Origin of the sequence: Edaphobacter lichenicola (assembly GCF_014201315.1) — a bacterium.
In the GTDB taxonomy this organism is placed as follows: domain Bacteria; phylum Acidobacteriota; class Terriglobia; order Terriglobales; family Acidobacteriaceae; genus Edaphobacter; species Edaphobacter lichenicola_B.
The window spans coordinates 14,801-31,089 of the sequence record NZ_JACHDY010000003.1; the positions used below are offsets into that span (position 1 = coordinate 14,801).

Annotated in this window: 11 protein-coding genes and 1 tRNA gene; 5 read left to right on the forward strand and 7 right to left on the reverse strand. The window is 55.4% G+C overall.

Features of this window, described 5'->3' with window-relative positions; translation table 11 throughout:
- Positions 1-25: 25 nt before the first annotated feature.
- Positions 26-2,359 carry a tetratricopeptide repeat protein gene (locus tag HDF09_RS11335; protein ID WP_260181228.1) on the forward strand — a complete coding sequence of 778 codons (2,334 nt, stop codon included), beginning with the start codon at positions 26-28 and terminating at the stop codon, positions 2,357-2,359.
- Positions 2,360-3,008: 649 nt separating this feature from the next.
- Positions 3,009-4,055 (forward strand): tetratricopeptide repeat protein, encoded by a 1,047-nt coding sequence (locus HDF09_RS11340; RefSeq protein WP_183766281.1) that lies wholly within the window; start codon positions 3,009-3,011, stop codon positions 4,053-4,055.
- Positions 4,056-4,213: 158 nt separating this feature from the next.
- Here HDF09_RS11340 and HDF09_RS11345 read toward each other — a convergent pair whose 3' ends face one another.
- The 5 genes from HDF09_RS11345 to HDF09_RS11365 form a co-directional block, all read right to left on the reverse strand.
- A complete protein-coding gene (locus tag HDF09_RS11345; protein WP_183766283.1) occupies positions 4,214-7,567 on the reverse strand; it encodes a TonB-dependent receptor in 3,354 nt (1,117 codons plus the stop codon).
- Between the two features lie 182 nt (positions 7,568-7,749).
- Positions 7,750-8,175, reverse strand: coding sequence for a TOBE domain-containing protein (locus HDF09_RS11350; protein ID WP_183766285.1), 426 nt, complete (start codon positions 8,173-8,175; stop codon positions 7,750-7,752).
- 51 nt (positions 8,176-8,226) lie between these two features.
- The gene (locus HDF09_RS11355; protein WP_183766287.1) at positions 8,227-9,606 is read right to left on the reverse strand and encodes an FAD-containing oxidoreductase; all 1,380 of its coding nucleotides are present in this window, start codon (positions 9,604-9,606) and stop codon (positions 8,227-8,229) included.
- Complete coding sequence (locus HDF09_RS11360; RefSeq protein WP_183766289.1) at positions 9,603-10,067, reverse strand: DUF4126 family protein; 465 nt, start codon at positions 10,065-10,067, stop codon at positions 9,603-9,605. The genes HDF09_RS11355 and HDF09_RS11360 overlap by 4 nt, the downstream gene beginning before the upstream one ends.
- A gap of 222 nt (positions 10,068-10,289) precedes the next feature.
- Positions 10,290-10,766 (reverse strand): nuclear transport factor 2 family protein, encoded by a 477-nt coding sequence (locus HDF09_RS11365; RefSeq protein ID WP_183766291.1) that lies wholly within the window; start codon positions 10,764-10,766, stop codon positions 10,290-10,292.
- Between the two features lie 139 nt (positions 10,767-10,905).
- Here HDF09_RS11365 and HDF09_RS11370 point away from each other — a divergent pair, with 139 nt between their 5' ends.
- Together HDF09_RS11370 and HDF09_RS11375 are read left to right on the forward strand one after the other, a co-directional pair.
- Entirely contained in the window at positions 10,906-12,039 is a 1,134-nt protein-coding gene (locus HDF09_RS11370; protein WP_183766293.1) for an alpha/beta hydrolase, read from the forward strand.
- Positions 12,040-12,308: 269 nt separating this feature from the next.
- Positions 12,309-13,991: a patatin-like phospholipase family protein gene (locus HDF09_RS11375; RefSeq protein WP_183766295.1), complete on the forward strand. Its 1,683-nt coding sequence runs from the start codon at positions 12,309-12,311 to the stop codon at positions 13,989-13,991.
- Between the two features lie 116 nt (positions 13,992-14,107).
- Here HDF09_RS11375 and HDF09_RS11380 read toward each other — a convergent pair.
- Positions 14,108-14,183 (reverse strand) — tRNA-Cys (locus HDF09_RS11380).
- A 46-nt stretch (positions 14,184-14,229) separates the two neighbouring features.
- Positions 14,230-14,886, reverse strand: a complete 657-nt coding sequence (locus HDF09_RS11385; protein ID WP_183766296.1) for a peroxiredoxin — start codon at positions 14,884-14,886, stop codon at positions 14,230-14,232.
- Between the two features lie 330 nt (positions 14,887-15,216).
- On the opposite strand from HDF09_RS11385, the gene HDF09_RS11390 reads away from it, so the two are divergent.
- A complete protein-coding gene (locus tag HDF09_RS11390) occupies positions 15,217-16,185 on the forward strand; it encodes a PhzF family phenazine biosynthesis protein (protein WP_183766298.1) in 969 nt (322 codons plus the stop codon).
- Positions 16,186-16,289: the final 104 nt, after the last annotated feature.

Here is a 16,289-nt window from a genome sequence, read left to right on the forward strand (position 1 = left end):
ATTCCCATCAACCTCTCGCAGATCTTTGGGCGGTATCGCGAAAGAAAAATTGGGGTCGACGCAGGTGTTTTCCAAGTGGGCCAAAATGCAGGTGACGCGTGTCGTTCGCAATCGACGGAGCCTGGCTGCCGTAAGGGTGGCGTACGTCAGTTTAGTTGGAGTGCTCTTCCTGGGAAGTGTTTTTGCGTTTATTCCTCGTATTCAAGCACACTCAGATCTAAGTCAGACACAACAAAAAGTCACCGACGAAGCTACAGTTCGCAAAGAGTATGCTGACAGGGTTAGCAGAACCTACAATTTTGCCTTTGGAAAAGGAAATATTTCAACGCCTGGAAATGCTGCCGTACAGGGTGACACCTTCCTGGAGCCAGACGCGTTTCCCACGGCCGACTACTGCGGTCACTGTCACAAAGAGGCGTACCACCAATGGCGGCAGTCGCTGCACTCGAACTCATTTCGAACGCCCTTTTATCGCACCAGCGTCAATATCCTCATAAGAACCAAGGGGATTGAGTTCTCACGCCACTGCGACAGCTGTCATAATCCGATCGCTGTGCTGGGCGGAGGACTGACGCAAAACTCGATCGTCGACCGCAAATTTGATCAGGACGGACTGACCTGTACAACGTGCCATTCCGTGCAGAAGCTACAGTCGACGCTTGGCAATGGTGGCTATGTCATGGGAGTACCCGCTGTTCTGGTTGACGAAAAGGGAGTCCGCATTCCGGGACTGGTGCCGGATTCAGAGATATTGGCTCACCTCGACAGGCATTCCAAGGCGGTGATGCAGACCTTCTACCGTACGCCCGAATTTTGCTCCGCCTGTCACAAAGCCAACTTGCCGAACCCGCTGAATGATTACAAATTCATTCGCGCGTTTACCGCATACGATGAGTGGCAAAACTCGAAGTTCTCACAGCGAAATCCTCTAACGTTTTATCAAGCTGATTTCACTACCTGTCAGGGCTGTCACATGAAGCGCGCATCGAATGCTCTGCCCGAGCCCGGAGCGAAAAACGGCACGTTCGCCTCGCACCGCTGGACTGCAGGCAACACCGCCGTTCCTTTCTACTATGGATTTGATGAGCAGTTGGAGAAGACGGTCGAATTCTTGAAGACAGGCAACTATCTAAACGTCGATCTATTTGCAATTCGCAAGGCGAACGACGACAAGCTGATCGCCCCCTTGGGTTCGACCGCGTTCACTCTTGCTCCGGGTGATGCAGTGCAGGTGATGACCGTTATTCAAAATAAAAACATAGGCCATTCCCTGATCCCCGAAGTTCGCGACCTGTATGAGGCGTGGGTGGAGTTTGTAGTCACCGACTCTAACGGGAAGGAGATCTATCACAGCGGCTTCATCAAGCCGGATGGAATGCTCGACGAGCGGGCGCATAGCTTTACCAACCGTCCCGTCAACACGGACGGGGTGTTTGTCGACAACCATAAGGTATGGACCATCCACTCTGTTGCTTATGACAACACCGTTCAGGCAGGCAGATCTTCGCTCATCCGCTACGAGTTCCGCATTCCTCCCGAGGCGAAAGGTGCGGTAACAATAACTGCCAGGGTCAACTATCGACATCTCCGGCAGAGCTATCTCAATAATGTATTCGGGAAGGATCACGTTGCGTATCCAATCGTCGAGCTAGCTTCGCGCACCCGCACACTGAACCTCGGAGAGAATCCTGCAGGCGCACCTGACTCTCACGATAACGCTGATTGGATGCGGTGGAATAACCTCGGCATCGCCTATCTCGATCAGCTGCAGTACAGTGACGCAATCCAGGCCTTCTCCCAAGTGATCAAGTTGCGTCCTGACTATGCGGACGGCTACACCAATATTGGCTTGACGAATATCGAATGGGAAAAATATGCCTCAGCGCGTGGGGGTCTTGAAAAAGCTCTGGAGCTAAGTCCCAACAATGCGCGTGCGCTCTATTATCTTGCACTAGTAGAACGGCGAGCGGGGCATTCCGACGCTGAAGTGGAAGATCTGAAAAAAGTCCTGGCGCAATATCCCCAATCGCGCGATGCTCGTCGCGAGCTCGGGATCTCATACTACCAACAGCGCAGACCTGAGGAAGCGATGGAGCAGTTTGAAGCGTTGCAAGCGATCGATCCTGACGACCTGACTGCGCACTACAACCTTGCACTGCTCTATCGTCGCGCCGGGATGAAGGATAAAGCCAAGGAGCAATCCGCGAAGTTTGTCACGAAGAAGATCGATCCCGGCGCTCCTACCTATTCCCTGGATTTTCTGCGCAAGCATCCAGAGATCTCAATCGAGAGCGTGCCATGGCACGTACATAAGGATGTATCGCATCCCGAAGGTATGAGTGCTGGGGGAGAGCACTAAAGCGCGTGGTGTGTAGCCTTCTCAGTGTTCGGCATACTCGACGACACTCTACGGTGGATACTTCCTCTGCCAGAAAGAATTACGCTAAGGGGAATGGCGTGAACAGAAGATGTTGGATCGCATTTATATTTATGGTGATAGCTGGCACATTCGCGAGCCCCATGCGATGCGGGGCACAAACTCAATGTCCCTGGCTAAATGCAGCGACGGCCGCCGGCGTTCTGGGCGGGGAGGTTCAGGCGAACGCAACCGCTCTCACGCCACAGGGCGATACCACCTGCGACTTCAAGCGCACTCAGCAATCTGTTGTCTTCACGCTAAAGATCGCTGTGCACACAATGGCTCTCCCCTCGAAAGATTTCGCCACGTATCTCGCGCAATGTGCCGGTACTCCAGTCCCTCTGAAGGCAATCGGCAATGAAGCATTTCAGTGTGTCCCGAGTAACAGCTCCGATAACAGTGGAGAGCAGATCATCGGTCGAGTACGGGACCGGGCTTTCGTCATTGACATCAGGAGAGGCTCGACTAGACAGCCAACATCGTCTCAAACCGGCTTGAGTGAAGAAGCGAGGAACGTCGCCGAACAAGTAGCGGGGGCGCTCTTTTAGATATGTCACTTATTGCTCGCTCTCTTCGCAGGAGCCTTGAGTTGATTCCGCTTTGCTTTATTTGCTGCGCGGGATTATCTCTGATCCCTTATGCGGAGGCCCAGCGTGACCTCGGCTCCGGAGCATCTGTTTCAACTGATTCAGCCGAGCATAGTCTGAGTCCAACGGAGGAAGCACAGCGGTTAATCTCCCGTGGACAGTTGAGTGAAGCCGAGGCCCGCTTGAGCTCCTTGGCAACACAGCAGCCGGAGCCAGCGGGAGTAGAGCGTATGCGCGGGATGATTCATTACCAACGCAACGACTTTGCAGGGGCGAATTCAGCCTTCGAAAAAGCCATACTTCAGGATGGCAATGATCTGCTGGCAATACAGATGCGCGGTGTGACGCTATATCGCATGGGGCAATCGGCCGCAGCGATTCCTTTCCTCGAACGAGCGAACAGCCCAATCGCTAGCGTGAACGCCGATGGGACCTATGTTTTGGCGGTATGTTATCTCGAGGTGCGCCGATACGATGATGCGCGCCGCATCTTTGCCCAGCAGTATAAAATTCCGTCTGACTCAGCAGCATCTTATTTATTCCTGGGACGTATGCTGCTCCGCCGCAACTACCCCGCCGAGTCCGAGCAGATGGCACGCAAAGCGCTCCAAATCGAACCAGGACTACCTTTGGCTCATCTGCTCTTGGGGCAGCTTGCCCTGTCACGCTCAAACGCCGCTGGAGCTGTCGTCGAGTTTGAAGCCGAACGGACAATCAACCCAATGGATGGTGAGGTGTATGAGCGTCTGGGCGACGCATACCTGCGAGCTCTGCGATACGAAGATGCGCAGCAGGCGTTGAACTGCGCGCTTCTACTGGAGCCAAATTCAACTGGACCTTATATTCTGCTCGGACAAGTTTTGTTGAAACGTGATGACGCCTTAACGGCGCTTAACTATCTGTTGCGCGCAGAACATATGGATTCCAGCAATCACATCATCCACTTGTTGCTGGGGCAGGCCTTCCATGCCTTAGGCCGCAAGGAAGACGCAACACGTGAATACAAGATCGCTGAGAACATCCAAAACGCTGTCGAAAACCAAAGATAGTGTCAGGCACGTGCAGTAGTCTCTACGTGAATCTCCTCTTGCATGCTGATGTGCCAAGCTCGAATCTCTCCGCAAACAATTGTCTGCGAAGAGTGGGCTTTGGCAGCGTTAGAACACAGTTCGTTATAGGTCGAGCCCTAGGGTGCACTGAAAGTTGGCTATCTGCTTAGTCGAATCGCGAATTGCACTACGCGGGGGTCCGTTGTAGTCGTTGTGATGGTGCCGAACGCAGCGGAACCAAAGCTGCCATTGGGCTGCGAAAACTCCGGCGTGTTCGTGACGTTGAACATCTCGGCGCGGAACTCAAGGTCAGCTTTTTCAACCAGTCGGGTCCGTTTGATGAGAGAGATATCGAGGTCGCGATACGCAGGCCCGCGCACTGGGTTGCGGGATGCCGTGCCAATTTCAAATTGGAGAGCCGTACCGAAGGCCCCCGGATTAGTGGGTGTCGCAGTATTGAAAAATCGAGCTGGCGTTCGTTGGCTGGATGGCAACTTCGGATTCCCAATAATATTGGGGCGCTGAAGAGAAAAGCCAGCGAAAGAGTTGTTATTGGTGGCCTGCGTAACGGTGACCGGCATCCCAGACTGCAGCGACAGGATGGTATTCAAGCTCCAACCTCCGAGCAGTGCATTACCCGCACCAGTCGAGGCGAAGCGGTGGTTGTGACCAGCCGGCAGATCGTAGATGCCGCTGAACGAAGTTACATTGGGCATATCGCCACTCGATGAGTCGCGTTCCAGATAAGGGCGGAAGGTGTCCGCTGCGATAAGAGAGCTTGTGTTGGGTGAGGAGAGAACGGTAGAGGAGAAGACAGAAGACGCATCGTCAATGAGTTTGGAGTGAGTATAGGCGAAGAGGAACGAGATGCCGCCAGAGAAACGCTGTTCGGCCTTGACCTCAATTGCGTTGTAGTTCGTGGTTCCCGAGTTATGGCGATACGTCGCAACGTTTTGGAAGCGAGGATAGGGCTTGATGAGCTGCGCGGCGGCTATGGTCTTCGTATTGAGGGAACTGGATGGGGGGAGTTGGCCGAAGTAAGGATTTGTGACTGGGGTTAACAACGAAGAGCCTTGCGCCAGCTGATCGGCCGTGAGCTGGTTAAGATTCGAATCGGGGATACCGACATGAATAATATTGGATCCGACGTATGCAACTTCAACGGACAAATTGTTGGCCACTGAGCGCTGGACAGCGAGGTTCCACTGTTGGACGTAGCCGGAGCCGGCGGTGCGATCGGCAGTGTACACGCTCTGGCCAAGACCGGCGTTAGGAGTGAGCGGGATGGGGGCAACGGAAGGTCCGTGCGAGAGCGCAAAGGCTGCGTTCACGCTGTCCTGCGTCCTCTGCGATACGCTCTGAATGAAAGGGAACTGGGGAACAGTGAAAGGCGTCGTAATTCCGGACTGGTCAATGAATACGATTCCGAAGCCAGAACGGATGACAGTCTTCTCGGTCGCGAGATAGGTGAATCCCACCCGCGGAGCAACATTACCGTAGTGGAGTTCACGGGCGCTTCGCGAATTGCCATCGACGCCGACATAATCAAGCTGTTGGGTGGCGAGATTGAAGACAGCTCCCTGATTATTCTTTTCGGTAGAAGGATGATGCAGAGTCCAGCGCGCCCCGATGTTGAGAGTCAAGCGGTTGGAAGCTTCCCAGTCGTCTTGTAAAAAATATTCTTCAATATAGTCGCGAGGGCGAATCTTGGCCCGTTGAAGATCAATTTGGAAGGTATCAACTTCGCCAAGCAGAAAGCTGGCAATGGAGTTGCCGCTGTTTGTTACGCCTTGTTGGTTGGTTCCGGTGGTGGTGAAGGCGAAGGAGCCCGTCGGATTGGGCGGCGATACTGTATTGAGCTGATACCAGCGAAAGTCGATGCCGGCTTTGATGGCATGGGCGCCGCGGGTGTAGACAGCCGTGTCGACTATCTGCCAAACCGAGGTCTGGAAGTTCGCAAAGGTGCTCGCTGAAGGACCAAGCTGCTGGAAGCCAGTGAAGGTAAACAGCGGAAGGGCGTTATTGAACGCTGCGTTGGTGGGGATGCCGGGAATGCCGAGCGCGGCAGACGCAGTGTCGCTGAGGTCGGGACCGATGATGTTGTTGCTGCGGCGAGTGTAGCCACCGGCGAGGTTGTTGACCAGCCGAGGCGAAAAGATGTGGGTTTCGTCGGCAACGGCTTGCTGCCCACGCACATTTGAAAGTCCCGGCACACCTCCCGTTCCGAGCGCTGCTCCACTGATCAAACCACTGCCATCGGGCAAAGGGGTAACGGGCTGCTCGACTTCGTTGTAATACGTGTAGCGGCCAAAGGCGTGGTCGCGAGCTCCGTAGGCTCCATCGATGCGGACATCAAACTGGTTCTGATGATCGGCATCATTCGCCGTGCGGCTGTAGTTGTTGGCCGCATTGCCGTTGGTGGGGATTGGGAAGCGTGCAAGGAGGGCTTCGGCAGCGGAGTCGAGCGGTATGTTGATGACGTCTCCGGGAAACTCCTGCCGAACGTTCTTCCCGTTGACGATGGTAGTCGTCGCTGGGTTGTAGATCTTTGAGACGCCAGTGAAGATACCTTTGCGCTCATTGTTGGTAGGAATTGTGGAGGTAAGGGTGCGGCCGATAAGCTGCTTCACTCCCTGGTAATCGCCAAAGAAAAAGAGGCGGTCGTGAAGAATGGGCGCCCCGAGTGTAGCCCCGTAAAGGTTGCGGCGGTACTCAGGCTTGCGCCCTGCCGGTGCGAAATAGTTGCGGGCATTAAGATCCTCGTTGCGAAGATATTCAAAGAGGCTGCCGTGTATGTCGTTGGAGCCCGACCGGGTCGCGACGTTGACCACGCCGCCGTTGAAACGGCCAAACTCCGCAGGCACGTTGTTGGCTTCGATGGTGAACTCCGCAACATCATCGAGGATAGGAAAGAAAGCGACCTGACCCGGCTCGGGTTGCAGCGCGGAGATGCCGTCGTAAATGTATTCATTGGTGCGTGGACGGCCGCCATTAATGCGGGGAAGCAGGGTCCCAGGAGGCAGTTCGACACCCGGAGCCAATGTCGCTAATTGAATGAAATTCCGTGTGTTGAGCGGAATTGCCGCCACAACGGCGCCAGAGATGTTGGTTTGAATATTACTGGTCTCCGCCTGAAGGAGAGGAGCATCGCTGTTGACGGTCACAGTCTGTTGATCGCCTCCAGGACTCAGCGTGAGATCAAGGCTCACGGTCTGTCCGACAATGACGGTGACGCCCTCACGATTCAGACTCTTGAACCCAGGCGCCTTTACCTCCACACGATAAGAGCCCGGATTGAGATGGATGAAAAGATAATCGCCCGAACTGGAGGTGGTCGTAGACTGATGCAGGTTTGTCGAAGACTCGACTAGTTCAATCGGCGCATTTGCGTTTGCGGCGCCAGAGGGATCGAGAACGCGGCCCTTCAGATCCGCTGCGATTTGAGCGGAGGCTACCGCTCCATCTATCAAGACGAGGAGGACGAGGGCGCAAGAAAGGCGATGAAGCTTCATGGAATCCGTTCCTGGAAACGCAGCTTTTGAGGTGCGTCCGGTGTTCATAGGGATTAGCGCGAACAGTCGAGCTGAAGTCTGGCCTCCCCCGCACGTGTTCCACTCGAATATTACGAAGCTAGTCGATTCAAATCGTATAGTCAAACGATTCGTCCAGGCATCGACACGGTGCCCCGTTGGTTTTACGAGGGATCGTCGAGGCGCTCAATCATTACGTCAGTCGACTTAATGAGAGCAGCCGCAAGATCCCCTTTTTTCAACTGAAGCTCGCGAACCGCGCTAGCCGTGATGATTGCAGTCACGTGCGCGTCTCCTATAGAAAGAACAACCTCGGCAAGAAGGCCTTCTATCTGGATGCTCACAACTTTGCCTGCAAGTTGATTTCTACCGCTGACCCGTCGATAGCGCTGACGTGATTCGGCCGCAGGCTTCATCTGGTCTTTAGTCAGAAAAGGCTTCAAAGCCGCCTCTGACAATCGATGGTGCCCACCGGGAGTCTGAACGGTCTTCAACTTCCCGTTCAAGATCCATTGTTTGATCGTCGGGTAGCTGACACCCAGCATGCGAGATGCTTCTCGAGGCGTCAGCAATTGGCGGGTAGTCGGCATGGCCTATAGTTTTAGCATTTTTTCGAAGGCGGAGACACACTAAATGACATTTCACCCAAGCGGTGTCATGGATTGGAGCATCGTAGGAATCAGCTCGGAAACCGTAGGATGAATGTTAACCGCGTGAGAGAGAGTACTGTACGGGGCACCCGCGTACATCGTGCTCAGGATGCAATGAATAGCTTCGTCACCACCAGAGCCCAGGATGGAGGCTCCCAGAATTTTCTTGCTCTCTGCATCCACCAGCACCTTCATGAAACCCTGCGACTCTCCCTTCTCCACGGCACGGCCAACTTTCGTCATTGGGCGAGTTCCAATCAAAGCGGGGCGCCCACTTTCGCGCACCTGCTTTTCGGTAAGACCAACCTGCGCCAGTGGAGGGTCAATGTAAAGGGCACTCACGGGGATGCGGTCACTTACTCGTCGCGAGCCATTCTCGAGAAGATTATCAGCCACGATCTCAAAGTCGTTGTAAGAGGTGTGTGTAAAAGCTCCTCTGCCGTTACAATCTCCGAGCGCCCAGATTCCCGAGACAGAGGTTCGGAGTTCGTCGTCTACCGTGATATAGCCGCGCTCATCGGTCTGCACGCCGGCGGCTGACAGTCCAAGATCGTCCGTGTTTGGCTGCCTTCCAACGGCAAGAAGTATGCGCGTTCCTACGACCTTAGGATGACCCTCGAGGCAGTCAAGCCCAACCGCCACCTCTCCGCCATTGTTTTCAAGTTGGATACAGTTCGCGTCGAGACGAAGCTGAATCCCCTCGGACTGCAGGATCTCCCGAACGCCGGAAGAGATGTCTTCATCCTCGTTGGGCACGAGGCGCGACTTGCGCTCGACTACCGTTACCTCAGCACCGAAGCGGCGATACATCTGCGCAAACTCCAACCCGACGTAGCTACCTCCGATGACGATGAGATGTTGCGGCAGTTCATCAAGATCGAGGATGGTCGTGCTGGTCAGAAAAGGAACATCGCCAACGCCGGGCATATTCGGCACTGCCGGCCTCGCGCCAACGTTCAGAAAAATATTCTTAGCATGAAGCACTTCCTCGCCAACCCGAATCTCATTCGGAGACTCGAAGCGCGCTGTTCCTGTAAAGACGGTGCATCGCTCCATGCCTCGCAGCCAGCTTTCAACGCCAGTCCTGGACTTCATTACGATCGCATTCTTGCGAGCCAGGACTTTTTTCATGTCCACGCTAACCGGCTCATGACGCACAACTCCGAAGTCGTTCCCCCGGCGCGCGATGTGTGCCGCATGGGCACTTGCGACCATAGCCTTCGTGGGAGTGCAACCAACATTAACGCAGGTGCCCCCGAACAACTTACGCTCGACGAAGGCGACCTTCCAGCCGGCCTGCGTGAGTCGACCTGCCAGCGATGGCCCTGCCTGTCCGGCACCGATAATAATTGCGTCGAAGTCTTGTCTCATCCGAGTCTTGTGACAACCACAATAGCAAGTATGATCGCAACGGCGTCCTCAAGCAAAGCAGCAGGGAGATCTTTTCCAAAGACCTCAGCGAGTTTGGTGCGTACAGCGGCACCCCCAAGTGTACCTGCGACCGCACCTACGGCGCCGGCGACAAGGCCGAGCACCAGCGATTGCCGTGCCGCTCCCACTGCCGCTCCAGAGAAAGCTCCGCTGATGACACGGAAGATGAACTGCGGAGGCACCTTACGGCTGGGCGTCTTCGGCAGTTTGTCGTTGATCAACTCACCGATAGCGAGGACCGTGAAGATGTAGGGTGTAGCCGCGTATCCCAAGAAGGCGAGAGGAGTGCCTTGAAGCGGCAGTAAACCAAGACGAGCTGCCCAGCTTACGGCCGCTGGTGCGGTCAGAGCGCGGAGCCCGGAGACGATACCAATCAAAAACGCAAGCACGATGATGAACATGAAAGCTCCTGTCGTGGCCAAGATATCTTACTTGTCGAAGCGATGGCCTTTCGGATGCCGAATGCATCATTGAGCCACGAATGGCTTGTCTGGTTACAGAATGTCGTTGGCCGAGAATATGCCCGGAGCGTGATAAAAGAAAGACCCAAAAGCGTAAATCGCCACGAGCCCCTTTGAGGGGGGCTTCAGTAGCCATACCTGCCGATTAGAGTTCAGCTAATTTTAGAGTCCGAGTTCCGTAAGGCCAGGGTGCTCGTCGGGACGCCGGCCGAGCGGCCAATGAAAGAGTCGCTCGCTCTCATTAATGGGTAGATCGTTGATGCAGGCATAGCGATGATGCATCACCCCGTCTTTGTCGAACTCCCAGTTTTCGTTGCCGTAAGAGCGGTACCACTGTCCAGATGCGTCATGCGACTCGTAGGCAAAGCGGACTGCGATGCGGGAGCCCCCAAAGGCCCATAACTCCTTGATGAGCCGGTAATCCAGTTCTTTTTGCCATTTGCGAGTGAGAAACTGAACGATCTGCTCTCGCCCGTTGACGAACTCGGAGCGATTGCGCCACTTGCTATCGAGCGTATAAGCGAGGCAGACCTTTTCAGGATCGCGCGAGTTCCAGCCGTCCTCGGCCTTGCGAACTTTAAGGATTGCCGTCTCCTGCGTGAACGGCGGGACGAGCGCGACTGTCGATTCACTGCTCATGTTGATGCTCCTTCAGGCCATGCCGATGGTTGGTAATCATAAACTACTTGTGAAACATTACGGTCAGAACAAAGGCAACCAGAGCAACATCCCTGGCCGGCAGGAATGAGACATAGCTGAAACCAGAAAGGAGTTCTCATTGTTCCGTCTTTTGAGCATCGTATTCCTGATCAGCCTAGGCGCAGATCGAGCAATCGCCCAGGCGCCACCAACGCCGCCGGTAGCAAGCCACCCCGTTCGTCCGACTCCACCCACACGCGATCCACACACGTCTGGTTATGTCGCGGCCAGGGAGTTGCCCGACGGTACCAATGCTCCGATGAATGCCGATGGAAACTTTATTCTTGGCCCCACGCATAACCCGGCCCCGGAGATGACTGCGCACGAAGGAGTGCCGCAGGGAACGGTGTATGAGTTCACGATGGATTCCGCTGACAGCAAGATCTATCCCGGCATCGCACGGGAGACGGGTACCTATGGCACTGTCGATCCCACTGACTCCGCCAAACTGGTCGTAAGCACCCACCCCGCTTCCTACACTCGGCGAGTGACGGTTTACGTTCCCAAACAATACGCTCCAGGCAGCGTCGCGCCATTCCTCGTCGGAACAGATGGACCCGACCGTGCGCTGTTCACGGCCCTGGACAATTTGATCGCTGATCGCCGAGTGCCAGTGATGATCGTCATTTCCATAAGCAATGGGGGGAGCGATGCCCAGGGAAGCGAACGCGGCCTGGAATACGACACCATGTCAGGGTTATATGCGGAGTTCGTCGAGAAAGAAGTGCTCCCCCTGGTCGAGAAGAGATTCAACGTGAAATTGACCAAAGACCCCGATGGCCGCGCGACGATGGGCGGTAGCTCCGGCGGTTCGTGCGCACTCATCATGGCCTGGTATCACCCTGAGCTATACCACCGCGTTCTAACCTATTCGGGCACGTACTTGAACCAGCAATGGCCATACGACCCCAAAACTCCTCACGGCGCATGGGAGTTTCATGAACACCTCATTCCGAACTCCCCGGTCAAGCCGCTGCGAATCTGGATGGAGGTGGGTGACAGTGATCTTCTCAATCCAAATGTCATGCGTGACAATATGCACGACTGGGTCGTCGCCAATGAGAACATGGCCAAAGTCTTGGCCGCAAAGGGCTACCATTACCAGTTTGTCTTTGCCCAAAACGCCGGGCACGTCGACCGGGCCGTGAAACAACAGACTCTGCCCGAGGCTCTGGAATATGTATGGCAGGGCTATCCCACCACGATGCAGTGATTCACCTTAGAGTATCCGCCAGTGTTGCGGATAGTTAGCGAATTCCGCGCAACAGGAAAGTCTCGCAAGTGGTCGATTTTATGGAGCACCGAATGGAATTTGAACCCATGAATACTGGTTTTGCAGACCAGCGAAACCAGGTGATACGGGATGAGACGGAGTGATATTGATCATTAAAATCAGTGGTGGTTACCACCAAGGGGCTATGACCAATTAGGTATATGGTTCCCGGCTCGGAAGGGTGCTCTAATTCTGCTGCGAGGAGAGATATGCCGAAGCGGCTGGCTATTACGATTGCGGGTGCGGTGTCGTTGGGGAGTTACGAGGCGGGTGTTCTGTATGAGGTGCTGGATGCAATTCATCAGCATAACTCCGCCGAGGGGGTGACCGATGACGAGAAGATTCTTATCGATGTCATGACGGGTGCTTCGGCCGGTGCGATGACGGCCGTGATTGTGGCGCATAAGATGTTGTACTCGGCCCATGAGTTTCGCGATCCGTACGACAATCCGCTGTACAACGTGTGGGTGAAACGGATCGACCTCGATGGGTTGTTGAAGACGGTAGACGAAACGACCGGCAAAGTGGAGCCGCCGCTGCGTTCGATTTTTTCGTCAAATGTGGTGGAGGGAATAGCAAAGGATACGCTACTGGGACGATATGCGACGGGGGAGTGGCCCGCTCCCATAACGCACATAGCTGCTGCGCGGTCGATCTCCATCGGGATGACGCTGACGAACCTGAACGGCGTGGACTACGGCTATGACATGCAGCCTTGCGGGAAGTTTATCTACACGCGGCATGAAGACCAGATGACACGAGTGGTGAGTGTGGACGGGAGCGATAAACCGGAGGTGTGGCGTGAGTTGGCGGACGCATCGGTGGCAAGCGGGGCATATCCGTTGGCGTTTCGTGCAAAGGAGATGGACCGCCGGCGGGCGGACTACGCAAAAACCGGCTTGGAGCCGTGGACGGATGATCCGTCGAGGTTTACGTATACCGATGGCGGAATCTTGCAGAACGAGCCGCTGGGTATGGCTAAAAACCTGGTGGATGAGATCGACAAGCATTGGTACAACGACAGCCGATTCTATTTGTTTGTGTCGCCGCATGGGAGAACTTCGAGCGCGGATTCGAGCTTTTGTGAGGTGAATGCAGACTACTTTCAGATGATGAAACGGTGGGCGAAGGTACTGCTTGGCCAGTCAGAGTTTCAGGACTGGATTACAGCTGTGGAGATGAATGAGCAGATTGCTCTAATGGACGCTCGTGCCAGCGAACTGGTAGAGAAGCTGCGTTCAGGAGAAATCAAGAGCGGAAGCCTGAAGAGGACCGCGGATGGTTTGCTGAGGGTGTTGTTTTCGCAGCCGACGCGCACGGGGACGAGGCAGGTCGCGAAGATCGGAAGAGAGAGTCTGGCTGAGGCCAGGCGGCGGATTGAACACCAGTACAAGGCGGAGATTGCGAGTCTGGGGGCAGGAAGCTACGCCTCCGATGCGTTTCGCGATACGGTGCTTGCATTTGAAACGGCGGCGAATCTGGGGCAGTGCGACTATATGCGGATCTATGGAATCGCGGTGTCCGAGGAGTTGCTGGCGGGGGCGGACCTAACGGGCTTTCTGGGGTTCTTCGATGAGCGGTATCGCGTGCATGACTATGACCGGGGACGGATGGTGGCGAGGATGGTATTGACCGATCCCGTGATGAGTGAAGCGGGAGAGCTGGGGCCAATACGGTATACGCCGAAGCACACGAACCCTATCGACAGCACCCTGAACGGGCTGCAACTGGCGCAGCTGTCGATCGAGGAGCAAAAAGAATTTCGCGAGGGTGTGAAGAAGCGCGTCAGCGAGATGGTGCGATACCTGATTGGGTTCTGGTCTTATCCGGCGGACGTGGTGGTGATCGAACCGCTGATGAATGCGATTTTGAATCATTTGTTCCGTGAGTAGCGTGGCGTGGGTTACGTGGGGGGTCGCCATTCGAGAGCCACTACAGGCCGCAAGAACTGGGTGTGAGGATGGCTCTCACGATCGCCCGTCCGTTGTTCTTCAAGTCATTGATTTTATGGAGCACCGAATGGGATTTGAACCCATGAATACTGGTTTTGCAGACCAGCGCGTTAGCCACTTCGCCATCGGTGCCCTTGCTCGCTACAAAACAGAAGTGTAGCGGAGACCTTGTCCAACTCTACTCCGGTTGTGCCACCGTGCGGAGGTAAGGCTTCACCGTCTTGTAGCCGGGGAAGATCTTATCGGCATCCTCATTCGACACTGCTCCGGTGATGATGACATCCTCGCCCTGCTTCCAGTTCGCCGGCGTCGCCACCTTATGTTTTGTCGTCAGCTGCATCGAGTCGAGTACGCGAATAATCTCATCGAAGTTGCGGCCCGTCGTCATCGGATAGGCAAGCGTCAGCTTGATCCTTTTGTCGGGTCCAATCACAAACACAGTGCGCACCGGCGCGTTGTTCGCCGGAGTCCGGCCCTCTGAAGTCTCTCCCGCATCTGCAGCAAGCATGTCATAGAGCTTCGCAATCTTCAGCTCCGTGTCGCCGATCAACGGGTAGTTGACCTTCGCGCCTCCGACCTCCTCAATATCCGCGGCCCATCTCTCGTGGTTTACGACTGGGTCCACACTGAGTCCGATCACCTTGGCGCCACGCTTGGCGAAGTCGCCCTCCAGATTCGCCACCGCGCCGAGTTCGGTCGTACACACCGGAGTAAAGTCCTTCGGGTGCGAGAAGAGAACGGCCCAATTGTCACCAATCCATTCATGGAAATGAATCGTGCCCTGGGTAGTTTCGGCAGTGAAATCGGGAGCAATATCGTTGATGCGGAGTGACATGGTCGATTCGCCTTCTTTGGGGTTTACCCAATCCTTCAATTCCTAAATGAACTGCTCGCCAACGTGGTCTGATCTGCTGAGGCTCAACGTAGAAAACCCACCCGGCTTATTCGCTCTGGGGTGGGTCTCTGTGCTCTCGAAGATGATCTGCTTCGATTAGCTCATCCACACACCCACACTGGGCTACAGCAACAGCAGCAGCAGAGTGTGGACATCGTGTTTTGCATCATCTTCATAGCTAAATGTTTTTTGTACCGCAGCCAGCTAAGCTAGCATGAGGCCGGTTCGCCCCATCGCGGTCTTTTCAAAAGATACTTCCGAGGAGCATCCATGTCAAATGACAGCCCCGCTGTTGCGTCGACAGCAGCACACCCTTCGACCTCTCGCACTTACGACTTCTCCCAGGTCGACGTCTTCGCCGAACGCCCTCTCGAGGGCAACGCGCTTGCCATCTTCACCGACGCTCGCGGCCTCACCTCTGGCGAGATGCAGGCCCTGGCCCGCGAGACCAACCTGAATGAAACCACATTCATCCTGCCCCGCGCCCCGGAGATCGAGCACGAACGCGGCATCCAGGTCCGCATCTTCCTCACCACCGAAGAGGTCCCCTTCGCCGGCCACCCAACCCTCGGCACGGCCAGTTGGCTCTATTGGAATCACCCAACCTTTCGCGGCGCAGAGCAGATCACTCTCGATCTAGGAATCGGTCCAATCTCGGTTCGCTTCCAGGCTCCGCAGCCTCAAGAGATCGGAGTCTTCGGTACGATGCGACAGAACGATCCAACCTTTGGCAAAGTTCTCAGCACGCCCGACGACCGCGCAGCCCTGGCCGCTGCACTCAGCCTCTCTTTCGAAGACCTCGATCCGCATCTCCCCGCGCAGGTCATCTCCACCGGCATGGCGTACTGCATCGTACCCTTGCGATCGCTCGAGGTCGCCAGCCGTCTGCACATCTTTGGCTCGCAAAGCGCTCGCCAATTTCTTGACCGCATCGGCGCGAAGTTCTTCCACTGCATTACTCCCGCTAATGAGAACTCAGCAGCACAATGGCACGCGCGCATGCAGTTCGACTCCGGCGAAGATCCTGCGACCGGCTCTGCCTCAGGCTGCACCATCGCCTACATCGTCCGTCATGGCCTCGCCACTAGCGGACAACAAATCATCATCGAGCAGGGAATCGAGATGCTTCGTCCGAGCCGCATTCATGTCAGCGCCGCACTCGAAGACGGCATCGTCACAAAAGTGTTCGTCGGTGGCCGCACCATTCCTGTTGCAACGGGACGCTTTTTCCTGCCGTGATGCACTCGATTTCAACAGGAGCCCATCATGAATCGCCAATGAATACAGACCCTTCCGCGCATCGGTGGATGTGCAAGCTCTAATATTGCGAGTCTTCGCCCAAA

Coding starts and splice junctions, on each gene's coding strand:
- HDF09_RS11345 (WP_183766283.1), bottom strand. CDS start 7,567: ATGAAGCTTCATCGCCTTTCTTGCGCCCTCGTCCTCCTCGTCTTGATA.
- HDF09_RS11350 (WP_183766285.1), bottom strand. CDS start 8,175: ATGCCGACTACCCGCCAATTGCTGACGCCTCGAGAAGCATCTCGCATG.
- HDF09_RS11355 (WP_183766287.1), bottom strand. CDS start 9,606: ATGAGACAAGACTTCGACGCAATTATTATCGGTGCCGGACAGGCAGGG.
- HDF09_RS11360 (WP_183766289.1), bottom strand. CDS start 10,067: ATGTTCATCATCGTGCTTGCGTTTTTGATTGGTATCGTCTCCGGGCTC.
- HDF09_RS11365 (WP_183766291.1), bottom strand. CDS start 10,766: ATGAGCAGTGAATCGACAGTCGCGCTCGTCCCGCCGTTCACGCAGGAG.
- HDF09_RS11375 (WP_183766295.1), top strand. CDS start 12,309: ATGCCGAAGCGGCTGGCTATTACGATTGCGGGTGCGGTGTCGTTGGGG.
- HDF09_RS11385 (WP_183766296.1), bottom strand. CDS start 14,886: ATGTCACTCCGCATCAACGATATTGCTCCCGATTTCACTGCCGAAACT.
- HDF09_RS11390 (WP_183766298.1), top strand. CDS start 15,217: ATGTCAAATGACAGCCCCGCTGTTGCGTCGACAGCAGCACACCCTTCG.